The sequence below is a fragment of the Leptolyngbya sp. 7M genome, from assembly GCF_018128485.1.
In genome coordinates this window covers 1,538,762-1,556,932 of record NZ_CP070897.1, presented here as the reverse complement: position 1 = coordinate 1,556,932, position 18,171 = coordinate 1,538,762, and the positions used below count along the sequence as shown (strand labels likewise).

Below are 18,171 nucleotides of genomic sequence, written 5' to 3'. Positions count from 1 at the left end.
TTCTATTCAATGAATGTTGATACGGCGATCGTTTCACCGTCAGTTTGAATGGTGACCGTTCCTTTTCGCCCCGTGGTCAACACGTGCGCTCCGGCGTTCTGCCAGCGTGAGATGACCTCTTCATGAGGATGACCAAATTGCGATCGCCTTCCGACCGGGATGATCGCATATTCCGGGTTTGTTACATCAACGAATTTCTGGAGCGAGGAGGTCCGGCTTCCGTGATGTGCGACCTTTACGATATCCGCCTTGCCTAGAATGTTACGGCTGAGAAGCCTTCTTTCTGCTTCAGCCTCAATGTCGCCGGTGAACAGGATCTTCCGATCGCCATAGCTAAGAAGTAATACCAAAGAACGATCATTTTCGCTGAGTTCGGAGTCGGTCGAGCCTGGATAGAGCACATCGATACGTACACCTCCGATCGTAAAACTATCTCCGGCCTGAAGATACTCGATCGGAACTGAAGTACCTGAAAGAGTGTTTCTCAGTGCAGCAAAATCAGCGCTTTCGCCCTGAACTGACGCAAAGTATGCCCTACCGAGTCTAAAGTTGCGGGCAACATCGGCCAGTCCCTGGATGTGGTCCGCATCAGCATGCGAAGCAACGATATGATCTATCCGCGAAAGCCCTCGTTCCCAGAGAAATTCAGAGACGACCATCTCGCCCACACGTGCCAGGTCAGGAACGAACTCGCCGCTATCTTCATCGGAGTAATTGATTCGACCGCCGCCATCGATGAGCATCGTTTCTCCGTTCGGAAAAATTATGAATGCAGAATCGCCTTGGCCAACATCAAGAATATCGATACTCAGTTTTCCATCTGGCCGAGGTGCACTGAACGGATGCAAAATTATCAAAGAGCCTATCACCAACATACATATCGTCAGGCTGATGAAAGTTGAGCTTCGAAAAACGATGTTCCGTTGACCGGTCTTGAATGGTTCCCATCTATAGATCAATACTGAGCCCAGAACTATCAAAAATAGGTAAAGTGGATAAATCCATCTAAGATCCGGAGAAAGAAGTGAGAGCCTTGTACTGCCAGAGCCCCAACTTGAAACAAGATCCATCGAACCGAACAACACCCAACCGGTGAATTCTGTAAAACCGACTAAAGGTGATGCGAGATGGGGACTTAGTTGAGTAATAAACATCGAGCTCAAGGAGGTCAGTGACATCAACGCTACCAGCGGTCCGACCAACAGATTCAAGAGAACCGACCCGATCGGGACACGATGAAAATAATATGCAAGTAAAGGAAGCATCCATATTTGCACCGACGCCGAGACGATCATTCCATCGAATATGATCGAGATCATCCGACGAATGAATAGTCCTTTGATTCTTATCAACGGTGATTTGAACAAGTTTGCAGACCAGAGATTTCTTCGGCTTTCGATCTCCCAAGCTGCGTCCTGCCAGTAGATCGTTTCACAAAGCCTTTTGAGCCAGACTGGCAAGTTCGGAGGAAAAGGCCGGCTTGGACTCGGCATCCATCTCCCGATCGATCGAAGCTTATAGATAAGAGGAAGGCCCATAACTATGATCGCCGAAATGCTGACAACTGTTAATTGGAATGAAGGATCGAAGAGACTTGCCGGCTTCCATGCGAGCAGGATCAACACACAAGCACCGAGAATATTCACCGGATTCGCAGTCCGATATAATGCAAATCCCAAAAGAAGCAATGTGAACATCAGGCTTGCTCTTACGGCCGGCGGTTCCGCTCCGACCGCAAGCGTGTAGCTCCAAATGATGACGGTGGCCAAAATGAATTGAAGCCATCTACTGCTCGTAAACCGTGTAACGATAAGAAGCACTATTCCGGCGATGAATGTAATGTGTAGCCCAGAGATCACCAAGATATGAAATGTGCCGCCGCGACGAAATGCCTCAGATGTATCGCGGTCAAGGAAATACTTGTCGCCGAGCATTACCGCGATCAATACGCCGGTAACACGAGGAGAAAAATGTTGTTGTGCGGTTGCGATCGCGTATCTGCGAAAACTGTAAAAATACTGAAGCGGCTCCCATGCGGAAGATTCACGGATCACCTCGATCAACAAAGGGCTTTTCACAACTCCCGTGGCATCAATACCTTGACGATCGAGAATTTCGGTGCGCCGTATAATGCCGGGATTTAGATAGCGTTCTTCACGATCCAATGATGAAGCCACGCGGATGGATGTTCCGTGTCTTAATCTTAGTTGATCGAGATCCGCAGCTGCCTCAGCACTGTTCAGCGGCACAAAAAGTCGTACGTTTCCTGTTACTGGGAACGCCTCATTCTTGTACGTTAGAGCACTCGTGCTCATCAAGAAGAAAAACCCGTTCGGGGCCGGCTCCTCACCTCCGATCAACCTTCCTTCTATTTTTACGGGGTCGCCGGAAGTTATACGCCCCTCATCATATATACGCTTTATTCGATGTTCGGCGATGGATGTTTCCCCGTAAAAGAAACACCACATCCCGACGAACAAGAACATAGGCATGAACAATAACAATAGCCAAGATCTGCGGTGAATGAAGTAGGCCGCAAGAACCGTCAAGATCGCCGGAAAGAGAGAAACCGGGATCATCTTTTCTCCGGCGTCAAAAAAACTAAAGTATCTTTCCGGAGCGAAAGCCCCTGCGATGGCGATGCCCGCCGCAAAAGCCAATGCCAGCCAGGCGGCCGGATACGAAGTTTGTAAAAATGGCTGGCGGATTTGGGTCATTCAGTGCGGATCAGATGACGGATCCGGCGGAAACGCTCGTCGCTAATGCCGCGTACCTGCATCAGGTCCTCGGGACGTCGAAAGGGCCCGTACTGTTCGCGATGTTCGATTATTCTTTTTGCCATCGCGGTTCCGACGTTCGGCAGCCGCATCAGCTCATCGGCATCAGCCGCATTGATATTTATCAGTGGGCGCGATGATTCAGCTTTCTCAAGAGCTTCGATATCCGCAAACTGACCAGGTTCTGAGCTGCAGGCGAATACAGCGCAGACCGCACACATTACGAACAACCGAATCGTGGGAAAAAGAGTTCTCATTAACCTGCAATAATTTAAGAACAACCACCAAGAATGGGATCATTGGCTGCCCATCTCTGAAATGTCCTGGAGGTCTTCGTATGCCTTTTGAAGCACCGGACGGGCCCGCGTAGATCCGTCCATTTCACCGATGTAGCCTTCCTTGACCATTGCATCCAGTATCGCGGCGGCACGTCCATAACCTATCCTGAGGTGTCTTTGCAGGAGCGACGTCGAGCCCCGCTTCGCGTGTACCACACATTTCAAAGCGTCCCAGAATAGCGGGTCGCGGCGTCCCGGCAGATCATCATCACCGGCGGTTTCTTCGTCGTTCTGGGTTATCGAAACATCGTATTCCGGGCGTCCCTGTGACTTTACATGCTCGACGACCCGGCCGATCTCCTGTTCATCCACAAAGGCTCCATGGACCCGAATAACTTTAGAACTCGCCGGAGGCAGGAAGAGCATATCACCGCGGCCAAGAAGATTCTCTGCGCCGTTGGAATCAATAATGGTTCGCGAATCTACCTTTGAGGAAACTCTGAATGAAATGCGAGCCGGAAAATTGGCTTTTATCAATCCTGTAATAACATCAACGGAGGGCCTCTGAGTTGCCAGTACCAGATGAATGCCGACCGCACGAGCCATTTGAGCAAGTCGCGTGATCGAATCCTCAACTTCTTTACCGCTGACCATCATTAGATCGGCAAGCTCATCGATAATGATAACGATGTATGGCAATATCCGGTGGGGTTCACCGTTCTCATCCCATCTTTCGTCACGGTTCATCTGGCGAGCTTTCTGGTTATAGCCGTCGATATTTCTAACACCGTATCCGGCAAGATCTCTATAACGCCGCTCCATTTCGCTGACAGCCCACTTTAAGGAAATTGCAGCACGCTTCGGATCGGTTATTATCGGTGTTGCGAGATGAGGAATGTCCGCATAGAGCCCAAGTTCAAGCCGTTTTGGATCGACCATAATGAATTTGACCTCTTCGGGTTTTGCCTTGTACAGGATCGAAACGACAAGGGAATTTACGCCCACGGATTTTCCGGCACCGGTCGCACCGGCAATAAGCAGATGCGGCATCTTTGCAAGATCGGTAACGTAATTCAATCCATCAATGGTCTTGCCCAATGCGAGCGTTAATTTAGATTCAGAATCGAAGACGCGGTTTGCACTATGTCTAGGGCTACTTCGGGGAGGAGCCTTTTATCCAATAAGACATTTGCCGTAAAAAGCACTCGGTAGAGACGCATTGGGTCGGTACCGGCGGCTAATTCGCGTCCGGTGGATTCGACAGACTTGGCGTCGCCGACTTTTAATGCTTTATCAAATGCAAGCAAACGTGCTAGTTGGGCATCTAGGTCATCTTCAGTGGAGCTTTTAGGTTCGAATATGCTTGCACGGCGTTCGTCTGCAAGAAGCTGTGCGAAGCTACGGTCGGTTCGCCTCACACGACCGCCTAGAGCGGCGGAGATATTACCGTTGTCAATGTCGAAAACATTCCGGACATCCTCCAACGCATCGCGATAGAATCCTAGTGCGATGCGAGCCTTTGCGATCTCGTACTCAAGTGTCGGGAAACGTCCAAACCTTCTGGTCGCGGTCAATACCTTTTCGGCATCGGCAAACCTGCCTTGCATCATAAGCGCGCGTCCGAGTGCGAGATGTGACCAAACGTATCTGGGTTCGAGATCTATCGCTTCCTCTGCGTGGAGGATCGCATTTGCGGCATCACCATTAGCGGCATACCAATAGGCAACATTTCCGATCAGGGCGATGTTTCCTGGAGCAAGCTTTAGAGTCTCATCAAATGCGGCCTCAGCCTCTCCCTTTCTGCCAAGATCGAATAGGGCGAGCACTCGGCCCGCACGTGCCGCAGCGTCGTTTTTGTCAGAAGCGATGAGCCTATCGTAAATCTCCAACGCTTCAATTGGCTTACCGAGAGCCCGTTTGATATCCGCAAGATTCTGAGAAGAGGACCGTGAGTCCGGGGCAAGCTCAAGCGCTTTAGCATACGAAGCCGCGGCCGAATCAAGATCAAAGTTCAGACGATGGGCCAGCCCCAGCATCTGGTGGGCAAGAGGCGAAGCGGGGTCCATCTCACTCGCTGCTCTCGCTGTTCGCAACGCCCCTTCGGAATCCTCGATGGAAACATAAAACGACGTTATCTGTAAGAGGTAACGAGGGTTGTCTGCCGCGCGCCTTTCGATCGATGTTGCCAGCTTCAATGCTGCCGTCCGCTCATTGTTTACGAAGAGTAGGTCAGGGAACTTCACTAGGACTTCAGAGAACAATCTGCTGCTGATCGGGTCAGGTGCCCTGTCGACGGCTTCTTCTAACAACTCCACCGCACGGGCAGCATTTCCTCCGCGCAATGCCAGATCTGCTGAATCAGCTAAGGCAACGGTGAGAAGTTCGAGGGCGGCAGTTCTTTTATTTGTATCCGGAAAGTTCTCAAGAAACTGCTTCAAGCGCGCTGCTCGTTCCGAAGCATCTTCAATTTTCCGGGCTGCTTCAAACTCGGTGTTTTCGTCAGGCGTCGGCGCAGGAGTTGGCGTCGCGGGTGGTTTCGCTACTACCGGTTTTGGTCTTGGCGAACTGGTTGCTCTTTGAGAAATGGTCGGCACGGCCGAAATTATAACGATCAATATGATCAAAATTGGTCTCATACACAAACTGCGGAAATTGACCTTATCGGCCGATGATCCCTCTGGTTTAGTTATCCAGTGAATCTTAGCATATTGTTGCGTTCCTGTGGGCACAAGGTCTATCCTCGAAGTGAATGAAAGACTTGGAGAGATTTTGGTCCCTGCAGATCGAAAAAGCCCGTCTGCAGGCGATCGCCGAAGGGCGCACCGACGTTGCAGATTACCTTGAACTCAGGATGCGCAACGACAGTATCCGTGATTTGGCGATCGATATCCTTGCAAAGAAAATGATCGCGATCTCTGTTCGCTGCGTGGGTGTGGATATAGAGCGCGTGGATCCACATAAATTTGACCTCTTTCGTGCGTCACTGACCGGTGTTCTTTTCAACTTTCGACAAGGGGTTAGATGTCTCTCGCTGGAGGCCGGTTGGACGCGAACACCAAATGATGGTTTTATGCGTGGCGGTGCCCTGGCATTTGGGCGAATTAGACACTTTGGGATCCCAAATGCAGGGGTTGAGTTGGGACTGATAAAGGCACAGGCGGAGCCGATCTGGTTCGTGTTCGAGGATGAGAGACCGAGCGAACCATTCGATGAGGTAGCCATTGAAGAACAATTTCGTATCCTCGATCCGCAAATGCGAAGGGCCGAAGGATTGTAATCAAGGTATAAGCGTAATACAATAAAAGTTTGACCTTATTTGCGAGGAGAGTTATCAAAGTGCGAGAGGATCTTGAGAAACTAATCGAATTACAAGTTACCGATTCCAATTTACGGCGGCTAAAACGAATAATTGATACCGCAACCGACAGGCGTGCTGAGATCGAACGGGAGTTTGACCAGCACGCTTCTTCAATTAGAGAGGTCAAAGACCGTTTTGAATCGTTGAAGGCCGAGCGTGTTTCGCTTGAACGGCAAATCTCAGATCATAACGTCCATCGTGAAAGGGCAGAACGTAACCTAAAGCACGCGCAGAATCAGAAAGAGTATGAGACCTCAATGCGGGAAATAGACACCCTTCAAAAACAGATCTCTCAACTCGAAACCCAGCTGGTCGATAAAATGGAGGCCATTGAGGCAGTTGAAAAAGAACTTGAAGAACGTGCCGATGAAATAAACAGCCACGATCTGAACCGCGATGATGCTCTCTCGAGTTTCGATTCCGAGGTTGAATCAGCCCGCGGGGAGTTTGAGAGCGAGTCTGCAAAGCGTGAGCAGATGTTTGCTACCATCGGGCCGCAACTTGCGGCTGTCTATAACAGACTTGTTCAGCGAAGTCGGGACGGTATCGCAGTAGCTGCAGTGGTGAACGAATCATGTTCTGCATGCTTTATGTCCCTGCGGCCGCAAATGATGTTGGAAGTTAGACGAATGAATTCGATCGTTAATTGCGAGAGCTGTACGCGAATACTTTACGTTCCCGTGGAGGGGTCAATGGCTGCTAGCAATGAGAGCGTGGCATAGAGAACTCCTGCTGATGAATGCTGCAAGCTAATTTGATTTTGACCAGTCGTCTGAAACCCTGATCTCTACAGCGATCGGGGTTTTCTTTATGAATTCCGTGCCTGCTTGCACCATCGTGTTCCGCAGTATTTCGCTTACTGTTTTTGCTTCATCTACACGGCATTCTGCAACGATCTCATCATGAACAGTATTGACTATTTTCGCCGAGGTTCCGGCGATCTGGTCGTGGAACAGCCTCAGAGCGCGCTTCAAGATATCTGCAGACGTGCCTTGAATCGGCATATTGACTCCGTATCGACGGGCCGCTCCAACCTGCTGCTTGTCGTTCTCATCAAACGTCAATTTCAACATCCGGCCGCTGGCGGTCCTGGCGATCCGATCTTTGATCACTGTCGAGCCTGATTCGCGGAGATAGGCGTCGAGCATACGGAATGTTCCGAAGTAGCGCCGCATCATGTTCTCTGCTTCCGAAGTGGAAAGTCCGGTCATCATACCGAAGCGGGAAGCACCGACGCCATAAACAATACCGAAGTTCAAGCGCTTTGCAAAGGAGCGCTGATCCGGAGTTACGGCGTCTTGTTCTACGCCAAAAACCTGTGCAGCAGTCATGCTGTGAAGGTCCTTCCCCGAAACGAATGAATCGATGAACTGAGGATCACCAGAAAATTCCGCAAGTATCCGCAGTTCAATTTGCGAATAATCTGCAACGATCAATTTGTTTCCGGGCTCGGCACGAAAACATCTTCGATACGCATCGTCATGCGGGATCTGCTGCAAGTTCGGATTGGAGCAGGAGAATCTTCCGGTCGGAGCTCCGATCTGCCGAAAATCTGCGTGGATCCGCCCCGTCTCATCATTAACATATTCAAGAATGTTCTCCCCATAACTTGTGATCGCTTTCTGGATCGCTCGGTATTGAAGCAGCTTATCAATAACAGGGTATTTCTCTGCTAAAGGCTGAAGCTGCCATGCTTTTGTTGTGTCCTGGATCGGAACACCGATATTCGCTAACGCTGTTGCCACCTGAGGTTGAGAGTCAAGATTGATCTCTGCCCTACCGAAAAGGCTATTCTGTGAAACCCCTGCAGAGAGCATTTCCTGTAGATCCTCTGAAACGGCATTTCGGGATAATTGAACGCGCTCCAATTGGCCCAGCCAGCGCTCGCGATCAAGGAAAAAGCCTGCAAGTTCCATCTCTGCTATGGGAGTGACACAACTGAATTCGATCTCCGCCGCTTTTTCCAGTCCATCGTTCCTCAGCCGTTCGGCCATCTGCTCATAAAGCGGCAAAAGGATCTTGGCATCGCGCGCCGCATACTCTATCTGAGAGGCGCTCAAATCCCTCTGAGTCCAATCGCTCACCTGTTCAGTTTTATCAAGTTCAATACCGGTGAAGAATTGGGCCACGTCAGCGAGCGAATGTCGGCGGTCCGAACCGCCGGCGGCTATCAAAATACTTGCAAGGTAAGTATCGAAACATTTGCCCAGCTCGCATCCGAGATGATGGGAGATCCATTTAGCATCAAATTTTGCATTGTGTAAGACCTTTATCTGCCTATCGTTCGCTAGAAGGTCACGAAGCGGAGCTAGTGCTTTGTTTGACCGAAGATCACCCATTTCGGCAAAAGCTAACAGGTCGAATACGTAGGTCTGTTCGCCATTACTTAGCTGCAAAAGCCTCAAAATGCCATCTCTGGGGTCGAGTTCCGAGGTCTCCGTGTCGAGGCCTAGAACATTTGATTGAGACAGTTCTTCACATGCACGGGAAAGTTCCTGGTCCGATCTAATAAGCTGGTAATAGACTTCCATATCTCAACGCAGGATTTAGATTGTAAGGGTTGTATTACGATTGCCCAAGTCACGTCGCCACACTGGAGATTGATCATTCCAGTAATTTGGTGTTCGCGATATAATCAAAACGCGTAGCGATTTCCCGATGTTACGCGGATCGGTCATCAAAAACCCCTTATCAGGCATCATATCTGATGGCTATTGAAATCTGATCATGAAACGTTTTGCCCAATATATATCATTTGGATCTGTTCTTTTCGTGCCCTTGCTTTTGTCGTTCTCGGGCTGCCAGGCTCTCGGCAAACGCCCGATCGAGCCAATTCATTTCGTGGAAACCGCAGCCTCGCCTATGCCCTCCCCGTCAAATAAGGAAACTATCACCATCGCGGCTGTTGGCGACATAATGCTTGGTTCGCCGTTCCCGAACGATTCCCGAATGCCTCCCAATGACGGGGCTGACCTCCTAAAAGAGGTAGCTCCGATACTGCGATCGGCGGACATTGCCTTCGGCAACCTCGAGGGCCCGATGACAGATGGCGGAACTTCTACAAAATGCCGCGAGCCAAAGCCGGGTCAGCCTATAAGATGTTTCGCATTCAGGATGCCAACGAGGTATGGAAAATATCTCAAAGATGCAGGTTTCGATATATTGAGTCTTGCTAACAATCATGCGCTGGATTTTGGTGCAGCGGGTGCAGAAAGTACGCGACGCACACTGGATGAATTGGGTATTAAACATGCCGGAAGTGACAAAATTCGATTCTCTACGGCTTATTTGGAAGTAAATGGTTTGAAGATTGCCTTTATAGGATTTGCACACAATAATGTTGTGCCGAACGTGAACGATCTTGCCGGGGCAAGACGGTTGGTATTGGAGGCCGATAAGAATGCCGATATAGTTGTTGTGTCGTTTCACGGCGGTGCGGAAGGCACCGATAGCCAGAACGTTCCAAATCGAGTCGAGACATATTTTGGAGAGTTACGCGGCAATCTTCCCTTATTCTCTCGAACCGTGATCGATGCCGGAGCCGATCTTGTGCTGGGCCACGGCCCCCACGTTCTTCGCGGAATGGAGATCTACAAGGATCGCCTAATTGCATATAGTCTCGGTAATTTCGCAACTTATGGCTGGTTCAGGCTTGAGGCCGAAACTGCTCTTACTGCGATACTTGAGGTGGAACTTGCCCGCGACGGTAGTTTTCTTGGTGGAAAGATCCATGCAGGCCGTCAGGAAGGCCGCGGCATACCTATTCTTGACCCAAGTGGAGAAGCGATCAAAAAAATACGCTCGCTTTCTGTCGCCGATTTTGGTCCAAATGCTCCAAAGATCGCCGATGATGGGAAGATCACAAAGCGATAGCACTATTTTGCCTGTTTGTTTATCTGCTTGATCAGCCTTTCGGCGTGATTTCTTGCGATCAGCGGAAGGCGTTCGTTTTCAGAGAGTTTTGTCAGGACTGGGACCATCTGGGGCGGATCGGAGATCTCTCCTCGGCGTAAATAGCTTTCAAGGGTATTCATTAGGCGTGGCGTATCAAGAGGTTGATTCTCACAGGCAACGGTAACGTCGAATATCCAGATGTACTGAAATCCGATCCTTCGGTATTCGTCCATCAGGGCTTTGGCATTCTTGTTTGATGTCCAATTGAATTCGACCGTGCGGGTACGCTCGTCTCGGCTGAGGGTGAACTTCATCGTTCCCAGATGAGAAAAGTCCTTGTTGTATTGATAATCCTCTTTCGAATCAAGAAAGTTTAGTTCGGCAAGCGCGGCCGATATCTTTGAGAGCGTAACTGGTGTGAGCTCTACCGGGTCGGTAAACGATTCATCATTTCCTTTTCTTCTGAACTCTATTTCCCCTTTTCCATTGTCATCGTGGCGAATATAGATCTTTGAAACAACAAAGTCAGGTTGTGAGAATTCATAAATATGAGTAAATCTCTGCTGAACCACGGTCGGCGGATTGCTGGTTGAACTCTGGATCCGATCATTCTTCTTAACTGGAGACTCCGAAGTTCTGTCTTTACTTTCGGATTGAGTAGGCTCGGGGGTGTTTTGTACTACCGTTTTTGCCTCGACACCAGGCTTACTGTTTTTGCGCTGGGCCACGACCGAATTAGGGCTTGTGGCTATTACCGTTGCGAGAAAAAATGTAATTAAAAGTGACCTGCTCATTGTGTATGAAATACAAAAAGGGCGAAATACAAAATATAACATACAGCCCTGAAGAACTCAGATGCTTTAGTAGAGCCCTCGGTTTGACGACGAGTTCCAAAGAAATATGAGCTACTCAAAGCGGACCGAAACAACTTTCGATACGCCTGCTTCCTGCATTGTTACCCCATAAAGGGCACGCGCAGCTTCCATAGTTCGTTTATTGTGGGTAATGACGATGAATTGTGTCTTTTCTGACATATCGGCGATCTTTGTAACAAACCGGCCTACATTCGCATCGTCAAGAGGAGCATCGACTTCGTCCAACAAGCAAAACGGCGACGGACGGTACTTAAAGATCGCGAGTACCAATGCAATGGCCGTCATCGCCTTTTCACCGCCTGATAAGAGTTGAATATTCTGGAGCCGTTTGCCGGGCGGTTGAGCGATCACTTCAATGCCTGCTTCAAGAAGATCGTCAGCTTCCAGTAGTGACATCTCACCATTTCCGCCGCCGAAAAGCTCACTAAAGAACATCCGGAAGTTTTCATTGATCGCCTCGAACGCTGTCCTAAATCGTTCGCGTGAGCGGTCTTTGATCTCACGCAGAGCCTCTTCCGCTGATGCGATGCTGTCAATGATGTCCTGTCGCTGTGAAGAAAGGAAAAGAAGGCGTTCTTCAGCCTCGGCAAGCTCTTCTACGGCGAGCATATTTATCGCACCGAAGTTCTCAAGACGCTCCCTGAGTTCATTTACACGGACGCGAGCCTCATCCAGCACAAAATCGTCTGCTAACTGCGTGTCTGCAGATAGCTCGTTTAGAGTAATTCCAAGCTCGTGCTCACAATTCTCAGCTAAATTCTTATATTCGGTTACGGCTTCGGTCTTTTGCACGTCTACGCTTGACCGTTCATTCATCGCCTCTGCAGCTTTGCGATTTAACTCTGACAAATCAGCCGCGGCCGTGTCAGCTGTTTGGCGCGCTATGGCCACCGCAGAGATCGCTGCCTCTAGTTCCGCCTGTTTGATACCGACGACAAAAGCGATTTTGCTATATTTCGCCCATCAAACGGTGTTTGGGTCTCGCAGAATTCGAGTGATGGTGTTTTTGTGTCGAACCAATTCGGCCAGGCAGGCGACATAATGGTACCGGGTGATTATGACGGCGACGGCAAGACCGATCTTGCGGTTTTTCGGCCATCGGTGGGCTTTTGGTATGTAGCAAGGTCGTCGGGCGGTTTTATTGCTGCTCCTTGGGGATCTGTCGGCGATGTGCCGGTTCCGGGCGATTTTGATGGTGATCTGAAGGCCGACTTTGCGGTGTGGCGGCCATCGGACCGAACTTGGTATATCTATCGCAGCTCGGACAGCGGATATGATATTCGGAGCTTCGGGCTCGCCGGTGATATTCCAGTCCAGGCTGATTATGATGCAGATGGAAAAACGGACGTTGCGATCTATCGGCCTTCCGAAGGTGTTTGGTTCATTTGGCGAAGCACCGACGGCGGCTTCACGATCTTTCCGTTCGGCCTCGCCGGAGACAAGCCCGTTCAGGGCGATTATGACGGTGACGGAAAAGCAGACCCCGCTCTTTATCGTCCATCGGAAGGCTTTTGGTATCTGCTTAGATCAACCGACGGATATACGGGCGGACCTTTCGGGATCGCGACCGACACACCAGCACCTGCTGACTACGACGGTGACGGCAGAACTGACGTTGCGATATTTCGTGATGGAACTTGGTTTATCCTGAGAAGTTCCGATGGCAACGTAGCGATCGCTAACTTCGGGCTTTCAGGAGACAAGCCGGTTGCGTCCGGATATATTCCCAGTTTGCCCTGATCATCTCTTCACTAGGAACAAAACTGCCACAGACCGAAAAGATCTGTGGCAGTTACTAAAAACAAAGGAAACATCTGATCTAACACTTCACCATTGACTTACGGTTTGACCGGAGCAGCACTGCTCGGTTGAACCACAGGCATCGGCTGTGTTGGGGGCGGCGCCGGATTCGGTACTGAATTCGATGGCGGATTGCCCATCGGAACCGGTTGTATCACCGTACCTGACGCGGGACGCCCTGAAGAACCCGTTGTAGTCGCATAATCCGGACGATATATCCTTGGTGTGATGAAGAAAAGGATCTCGTTCGTATTACGCTGAACTCCTTTCCTCTTGAAAAGATTACCAAGGATCGGGATCTTTGAAAGTCCTGGCGTCCGGTTTTGGTTCTCCCTTTCATCGTCAAAAAGTACGCCGCCTACGACCGTCGTTCCACCATCGGGCACCGTAACTTGCGATTCCATAACCTGGGAATTGATCGCCGGCGGAGCACCTGAAACGATCGCCGCCGTTGACGCATTCTCTGCAAGAACCTCAAGAACGACCGTGCCAACATCAGTTATCTGCGGTGTTATCTCGAGCTTTAACGGAACGTCAACGTATGTAGTTGTTACGATCGGATCACCACCGCCCTGGCTGGGCTGAATAGTTTGGATCGGTATCTGGGTCTTGCTTTCGATCTTTGCCTTCTGATTGTTCAGGGCAGTTACTCGCGGCGTGGCGATTATCTTTGCCTGGCCTTTTTGTTCACCGGCAGAGATAAGCATATTTATCTGAGCTGTACCAAATACGCCGGTCGTTAAGCCTATGACGGTATTCGGAATGCTTGAAAGAAGACTGCCGTCCGGGCCCTGTGTCGGGAGACTTGGTGGGAAAGGCTGGGCAGATGGTGCGCTATCGAGGGTGCCGCCCTGGGCACCGCTACCGCGGGGGCCAAATACCATTCCGTTCAACTGAACACCGATATCGCGGCTAAAATTGCGGGTCGCGACTACGATGCGTGCCTCGATCTCGACCTGCGGTTCAGGCTGGTCGAGTATCGCGATGAGTTCCTTTATAGCAGCAACATTCTCTCGTACATCTGTGATGATCAACGAATTGCTTCGCTCATCTACTTCGACCGATCCACGGCGTGAAAGTCTGCGCTGGATTATGGGGAGAATGCCGGCATCGGTTTGCCCGCCGGATGCTTGAGCTCCGGTTCCGCCAAAGTTCGGCAACCCTGCACGCGGAGCCGAAAAAGACGCATCAACATTGCGTGCACCCGCATCGGAGGGAGTTCCGGATGAGGCAAATCCCCGAGCTAAAGCTCCTTTAGCACGTGCGTAATTCAGCCTTACAAACTCTGTATATAGCGGAGCCGTGTCAAGCTGGTTGTCGCGGCGAAGCCTATAAAGCTCTCCTTCGGACGCCAAGATCTTGGAATCTGCCACGCGAAGGATGGTGCCATTTACTTGCACGCCGAGTTCTTGTGCCTGAAGGATCGAATCAAGTGCGATATTCCACGGAACATCACTTACATTCACCGTTACCGGTGTTGCCTTGACCGACTTGTCGATCACAAAATTCACCCCGTACTGCTCGGTGATGTAGTTAAGTATGTCTCGTACATCTGCATCGACCACATTCAGGTTGATCGGTTCACCGACAAACCCGGCGTCGCCGTAGCGTTTGCCCTGGTCACGAGGCTGTATCTGCTGTCCGATACCCGCCACGGCCAATGTTGCGACAAAAAATACTGCGATCATCGTCCTGCGGACGCTAACGCTGAATATTTCAAGAGAATTCATGTTTCCTCCGTTACAAAATGTGCGGCTCTGATCATCTAGCCGTACGTATGGGCTTCATCATTATTGCGGCCGGCATGTGCCACCGCGCTAAAGATACTAGTTCTTGCGGCGGGCGACCCGTGTGGGACGCTTTGCCGGCTCGCTGGCCTTCGTCGGCGAAGACCCTGCCTGACGATTCATCTCATCAAGCGGAGATACTATTGAAGGAAGAAGAGCAGCGGCGGTTGGTGCTGCGGGCTGTTCGCTGCCCTTCGTAGCCGTTTCTGAACCTGCGGGTGCAGTGCCTTGGATCTGTTCACGCTGCGTATACTTTCTGAGAGGTTTGTTTTCCACAGTGGTCGTGAATTTATCCTTCCCGACCTTTGTTACCTTTCTAAAGACCAATCGATTCTCCTCCACGGCGACCAATTGGCCGTCAAAGAAACGTTCGCCCGGATAGATCGTGTAAGTCAGCCTTATAGGTGTGGCTTCGACCATTGCCGCATAGCCGCGCGGTGTTCGAAAGATTCCGGTAACCTGCATCTCATTCAGAGCGAGTACACTAGTTACTTTCGGTAGCGGCTGACCGTTAGCGGCAGCATCTTCGCGGATCCGTTTGAAGTATTCGATCCGTTGTTCGATCGACGGGATGCCGGGAACAAATTCCGGAGCCTTTTCACCCGCCGGTCCTGTTCTAGTACCGACTTTGCCGGGTTCTTTGGTCCTTGCCCAGCCGGGTTTCATGAACGGATCGCGTTGTGCGGCCGTTTCCGCGACGCCCCCGAGAATCAGAAGCAGACCTGCGGTCATGAAAGCGATCGAAGATTTCTTGAGTAGCATGGCTATGTTGATCATGGTCTTTCTCTCTTGGTCAAGTTGAACGCTGGAAAAGAAGATTTACTTTGCAGGGGCCGGCGCATTGGGGGCAGGCTTTGCTCCCGGTGCTCCCGGTGCTCCAGGGGCCGGCTTAGGATTCAGGGCTTCAGGATCGGCGTAATAAGCCGTCAGAAGGAATTGTGCGTGAAGCGTCTTTTCCGCTGTCTGCTTGTCCAGCTGATTGATCTTGAAGTCCGATATTGACACTATACGCGGCAGCTTCGCCATCTTGTCGAAAAAGGCTCTGAGGTTGGTAAAATTGCTGTCAACCTCAACCTCTACTGGCTTTGCCATTATCGATTCCTGCTGGGTATCATCACGGGGCGAAAACCTCATAACGATCAGGCGCGAATCCTTAGCGTTATCCTGCAGACCCTGAAGGACATTGGTTATCTCACGCTGCTCCGGCAGCAAAACCTTCAGCTCCTCGTATTCAAGGGCCTTGCTGGCATAGATCGCTCGAAACTCACTGATGCGTTGGGTGGCGATGCGTGCTGCTTCGTTCTTGGCTTTCAGTGCAGCCACCTCTTCCTCTAGCCTTGCTACCTCCGCGCGCGTTTCGCTGGTTATGAAGTACCAAACGGCAAAGTAGAGCACTGAGGCTATGCCGACAAGGATCAGGAGTTGGAAGTACCACGTAAGATTTTTCAGTTTCTCTAACATTTCGGTGTCCTTCTTGTATCGGGAATTCGTTGTCCGCCGCGATGCGCGGCATCTTGATTAGTTCTTTGCTACCTGGACCGCGGATCCGCCTTGGTTAGGTGCAGCAGATGCAGTTGTGGGATTTGCGTCCGGGCTCGGTGCCTTTGATGGCGTGTAGTTTGTCTTTATCGTGAAGTTAATGACATTTACCTTGGGTGCTTCGCCGCCAGAGGCAGGTGCGGAAGCCATCTGATTCGTCATCTCCTCACGCCGAGTTTCGATATTCAGATTCGAGAACAGGCCGTTCGAAAATTCAAGACTGCGTCCGAATTGAGTTACAACGGACTCATCTGGTGAGTTGCCGGTTATAGTAACTACATCACCCGACTGTTCAATGCTCTTAAGATAGAGACCCGGGACCATCGCGATACGTTCGCGCATTGCTTCGAGAACAGCACTCGGACCGGCCTGATTTGCACGGAGCTTTTTGATCGCCTCGATACGCATATCGATGTTCTTGATCTTTTGTTCCAGCTCCTGCTGTTCTTTCATTACGACCTCGAGCTCTTTCTGTATTTGTTGCTGTTCAGCCTTTTCTTGTTCGGCCCGATTCCTTGCCATATGAGAACTTATAACGTCCCATCCGACGACGGCAGCCAACAGGAACCCAACTGCCAAGGTTAGCAACAACAGCCGTGACGCCGGGCTTGAAACCTTTCGGTCAACAGCGGCTACAGCGCTTCCCTGACGCTCGGTAACAGAATTTAATAGATTTACCTTAATCATCTTTACACTCCCCTCATTGCCAAACCGACGGCTACGGCCATTTCGGGCATGATGTCGTTAATGTATTCGTAATCGAATTTACGATTATCGACCGTGATGTTCCGGAACGGGTTCAAGACTTCGACAGGAAGCTCCAATCGGGCTGAAAGGTCTTGAGCAAAGCCCTGAAGCTTTGATCCGCCGCCGGAGATCAGGATCTTCTGGACCACCGTCTGATTGTCTTCCGATGTGGCACGATAGAAGTCGAATGTTTTCTGTATTTCCATCGCGACGATCTCCGTAACGTTGTTCATCAACGGTTCGATCGCCTTTTCATCGACCGCGTCCGATCCTACCGGCACACCACGCTTAATGGCCTCGGCATCTTGATAACTCAAACCAAGATTGCGCTGTATGGCATCCGTGAACTGGCTGCCGCCGACGGTTATATCGCGGGTAAAGAGCGAACGCGTGCCTTTTACGATGTTTACATTCATCGTGGAGGCACCGATGTTCAACAGTGTGACCACCGTAGAATCGTCCGGCTGATAGTTCAGCTCATAGCAATTCTGAAGGGCAAAGGTATCGACATCGATAACGACCGGCTCCTTTCCCGCCAACTGGATGGCCTGGCGAACATTCTCGATCCGCTCACGCTTACACGCTGCGATAAGCACGTTGGTGGCGTCCGAAGACTGCGCAGTGATCTGGTAATCCAGACTGACGTCAGCAAGGTCGTACGGGATATGCTCCTCTGCGTGCCAATCGATCGATTCCTCAAGCTCTTCGGCACTCATCGGAGGAAGCACGATATTCTTAATAATCACGGAATGTCCGCTAACACCGGTAACGACGCTGCTTGATGAGACCGAACTGGAATTACAGACGCTTTGGATCGCATCTGAAACTGTGTTCAGCTCCATTATCTGACCATCAATGATGGTGTCAGCAGGTAGATTCTGAATGCCCAAACTGACCAAATTGAGATTGTCGGCCTTACCGTTTAGCTCGACCATCTTTATCGAACTGGATCCGATATCCAAACCAGCCACGCTTTTCTTTTTACCGAACAGCATTGTCTTTTTTTGCTCCTTGAGGCGGGATCGCCAAGAAATGATCTTCTCTTTATTCTCTCTGCCTTTTTATTTTTCGAAACGTTTGCGGATACCGGGACTTTTGAAGTTCGCTTGCCACCTT

16 protein-coding genes are annotated in these 18,171 nt (G+C 50.5%); 4 read left to right on the top strand and 12 right to left on the bottom strand.

All coding sequences use genetic code 11. The features are described 5' to 3' along the window. Positions 1 to 2: 2 nt before the first annotated feature. Genes JVX88_RS07365 through JVX88_RS07350 form a run of 4 tightly spaced genes read right to left on the bottom strand, consistent with a single transcriptional unit; the run spans position 3 to position 5,691 of the window. Positions 3 to 2,717 carry a ComEC/Rec2 family competence protein gene (locus tag JVX88_RS07365; RefSeq protein ID WP_211626688.1) on the bottom strand — a complete coding sequence of 905 codons (2,715 nt, stop codon included), beginning with the start codon at positions 2,715 to 2,717 and terminating at the stop codon, positions 3 to 5. After that, positions 2,714 to 3,034 (bottom strand): ComEA family DNA-binding protein, encoded by a 321-nt coding sequence (locus JVX88_RS07360; RefSeq protein WP_211626687.1) that lies wholly within the window; start codon positions 3,032 to 3,034, stop codon positions 2,714 to 2,716. The genes JVX88_RS07365 and JVX88_RS07360 overlap by 4 nt, the downstream gene beginning before the upstream one ends. A gap of 39 nt (positions 3,035 to 3,073) precedes the next feature. Then, positions 3,074 to 4,153 (bottom strand): DNA translocase FtsK, encoded by a 1,080-nt coding sequence (locus JVX88_RS07355; protein WP_211626686.1) that lies wholly within the window; start codon positions 4,151 to 4,153, stop codon positions 3,074 to 3,076. A gap of 8 nt (positions 4,154 to 4,161) precedes the next feature. Next, a complete protein-coding gene (locus JVX88_RS07350) occupies positions 4,162 to 5,691 on the bottom strand; it encodes a tetratricopeptide repeat protein (RefSeq protein WP_211626685.1) in 1,530 nt (509 codons plus the stop codon). Between the two features lie 113 nt (positions 5,692 to 5,804). On the opposite strand from JVX88_RS07350, the gene JVX88_RS07345 reads away from it, so the two are divergent. Together JVX88_RS07345 and JVX88_RS07340 are read left to right on the top strand one after the other, a co-directional pair. Then, positions 5,805 to 6,332 carry a hypothetical protein gene (locus JVX88_RS07345; RefSeq protein WP_211626684.1) on the top strand — a complete coding sequence of 176 codons (528 nt, stop codon included), beginning with the start codon at positions 5,805 to 5,807 and terminating at the stop codon, positions 6,330 to 6,332. A 59-nt stretch (positions 6,333 to 6,391) separates the two neighbouring features. Beyond that, positions 6,392 to 7,135 (top strand): zinc ribbon domain-containing protein, encoded by a 744-nt coding sequence (locus tag JVX88_RS07340; RefSeq protein WP_211626683.1) that lies wholly within the window; start codon positions 6,392 to 6,394, stop codon positions 7,133 to 7,135. 27 nt (positions 7,136 to 7,162) lie between these two features. Here JVX88_RS07340 and JVX88_RS07335 read toward each other — a convergent pair whose 3' ends face one another. Then, positions 7,163 to 8,944 carry a DNA polymerase gene (locus tag JVX88_RS07335; RefSeq protein WP_211626682.1) on the bottom strand — a complete coding sequence of 594 codons (1,782 nt, stop codon included), beginning with the start codon at positions 8,942 to 8,944 and terminating at the stop codon, positions 7,163 to 7,165. Between the two features lie 196 nt (positions 8,945 to 9,140). Between JVX88_RS07335 and JVX88_RS07330 the strand changes: the two genes are divergently transcribed. After that, positions 9,141 to 10,286 carry a CapA family protein gene (locus tag JVX88_RS07330; protein WP_211626681.1) on the top strand — a complete coding sequence of 382 codons (1,146 nt, stop codon included), beginning with the start codon at positions 9,141 to 9,143 and terminating at the stop codon, positions 10,284 to 10,286. 2 nt (positions 10,287 to 10,288) lie between these two features. Here the strand turns inward: JVX88_RS07330 and JVX88_RS07325 are convergent, their stop codons facing one another. Further along, positions 10,289 to 11,101 (bottom strand): hypothetical protein, encoded by an 813-nt coding sequence (locus JVX88_RS07325; RefSeq protein WP_211626680.1) that lies wholly within the window; start codon positions 11,099 to 11,101, stop codon positions 10,289 to 10,291. Between the two features lie 111 nt (positions 11,102 to 11,212). After that, positions 11,213 to 12,073: an AAA family ATPase gene (locus tag JVX88_RS07320; protein WP_211626679.1), complete on the bottom strand. Its 861-nt coding sequence runs from the start codon at positions 12,071 to 12,073 to the stop codon at positions 11,213 to 11,215. Positions 12,074 to 12,190: 117 nt separating this feature from the next. Between JVX88_RS07320 and JVX88_RS07315 the strand changes: the two genes are divergently transcribed. Further along, positions 12,191 to 12,922 carry an FG-GAP repeat domain-containing protein gene (locus JVX88_RS07315; RefSeq protein WP_211626678.1) on the top strand — a complete coding sequence of 244 codons (732 nt, stop codon included), beginning with the start codon at positions 12,191 to 12,193 and terminating at the stop codon, positions 12,920 to 12,922. Positions 12,923 to 13,020: 98 nt separating this feature from the next. Here JVX88_RS07315 and pilQ read toward each other — a convergent pair whose 3' ends face one another. From pilQ to pilM, 5 genes are all read right to left on the bottom strand, one after another. Further along, complete coding sequence (pilQ, locus tag JVX88_RS07310) at positions 13,021 to 14,712, bottom strand: type IV pilus secretin PilQ (RefSeq protein ID WP_211626677.1); 1,692 nt, start codon at positions 14,710 to 14,712, stop codon at positions 13,021 to 13,023. A 96-nt stretch (positions 14,713 to 14,808) separates the two neighbouring features. Then, positions 14,809 to 15,546, bottom strand: a complete 738-nt coding sequence (locus tag JVX88_RS07305; RefSeq protein WP_211626676.1) for a hypothetical protein — start codon at positions 15,544 to 15,546, stop codon at positions 14,809 to 14,811. Positions 15,547 to 15,588: 42 nt separating this feature from the next. Continuing rightward, on the bottom strand, positions 15,589 to 16,230 hold the full coding sequence (locus JVX88_RS07300) for a type 4a pilus biogenesis protein PilO (protein ID WP_211626675.1): 642 nt from the start codon (positions 16,228 to 16,230) through the stop codon (positions 15,589 to 15,591). Positions 16,231 to 16,287: 57 nt separating this feature from the next. Continuing rightward, on the bottom strand, positions 16,288 to 16,995 hold the full coding sequence (locus JVX88_RS07295) for a PilN domain-containing protein (RefSeq protein ID WP_211626674.1): 708 nt from the start codon (positions 16,993 to 16,995) through the stop codon (positions 16,288 to 16,290). A 2-nt stretch (positions 16,996 to 16,997) separates the two neighbouring features. Further along, complete coding sequence (gene pilM / locus JVX88_RS07290; protein ID WP_211626673.1) at positions 16,998 to 18,050, bottom strand: type IV pilus assembly protein PilM; 1,053 nt, start codon at positions 18,048 to 18,050, stop codon at positions 16,998 to 17,000. Positions 18,051 to 18,171: the final 121 nt, after the last annotated feature.

What these genes read in the sequence shown, in the direction of transcription:
- JVX88_RS07365 (WP_211626688.1), bottom strand. Translation starts at nt 2,717, where the DNA reads ATGACCCAAATCCGCCAGCCATTTTTACAAACTTCGTATCCGGCCGCC.
- JVX88_RS07360 (WP_211626687.1), bottom strand. Translation starts at nt 3,034, where the DNA reads ATGAGAACTCTTTTTCCCACGATTCGGTTGTTCGTAATGTGTGCGGTC.
- JVX88_RS07350 (WP_211626685.1), bottom strand. Translation starts at nt 5,691, where the DNA reads ATGAGACCAATTTTGATCATATTGATCGTTATAATTTCGGCCGTGCCG.
- JVX88_RS07345 (WP_211626684.1), top strand. Translation starts at nt 5,805, where the DNA reads ATGAAAGACTTGGAGAGATTTTGGTCCCTGCAGATCGAAAAAGCCCGT.
- JVX88_RS07335 (WP_211626682.1), bottom strand. Translation starts at nt 8,944, where the DNA reads ATGGAAGTCTATTACCAGCTTATTAGATCGGACCAGGAACTTTCCCGT.
- JVX88_RS07330 (WP_211626681.1), top strand. Translation starts at nt 9,141, where the DNA reads ATGAAACGTTTTGCCCAATATATATCATTTGGATCTGTTCTTTTCGTG.
- JVX88_RS07325 (WP_211626680.1), bottom strand. Translation starts at nt 11,101, where the DNA reads ATGAGCAGGTCACTTTTAATTACATTTTTTCTCGCAACGGTAATAGCC.
- pilQ (WP_211626677.1), bottom strand. Translation starts at nt 14,712, where the DNA reads ATGAATTCTCTTGAAATATTCAGCGTTAGCGTCCGCAGGACGATGATC.
- JVX88_RS07305 (WP_211626676.1), bottom strand. Translation starts at nt 15,546, where the DNA reads ATGATCAACATAGCCATGCTACTCAAGAAATCTTCGATCGCTTTCATG.
- JVX88_RS07300 (WP_211626675.1), bottom strand. Translation starts at nt 16,230, where the DNA reads ATGTTAGAGAAACTGAAAAATCTTACGTGGTACTTCCAACTCCTGATC.
- JVX88_RS07295 (WP_211626674.1), bottom strand. Translation starts at nt 16,995, where the DNA reads ATGATTAAGGTAAATCTATTAAATTCTGTTACCGAGCGTCAGGGAAGC.
- pilM (WP_211626673.1), bottom strand. Translation starts at nt 18,050, where the DNA reads ATGCTGTTCGGTAAAAAGAAAAGCGTGGCTGGTTTGGATATCGGATCC.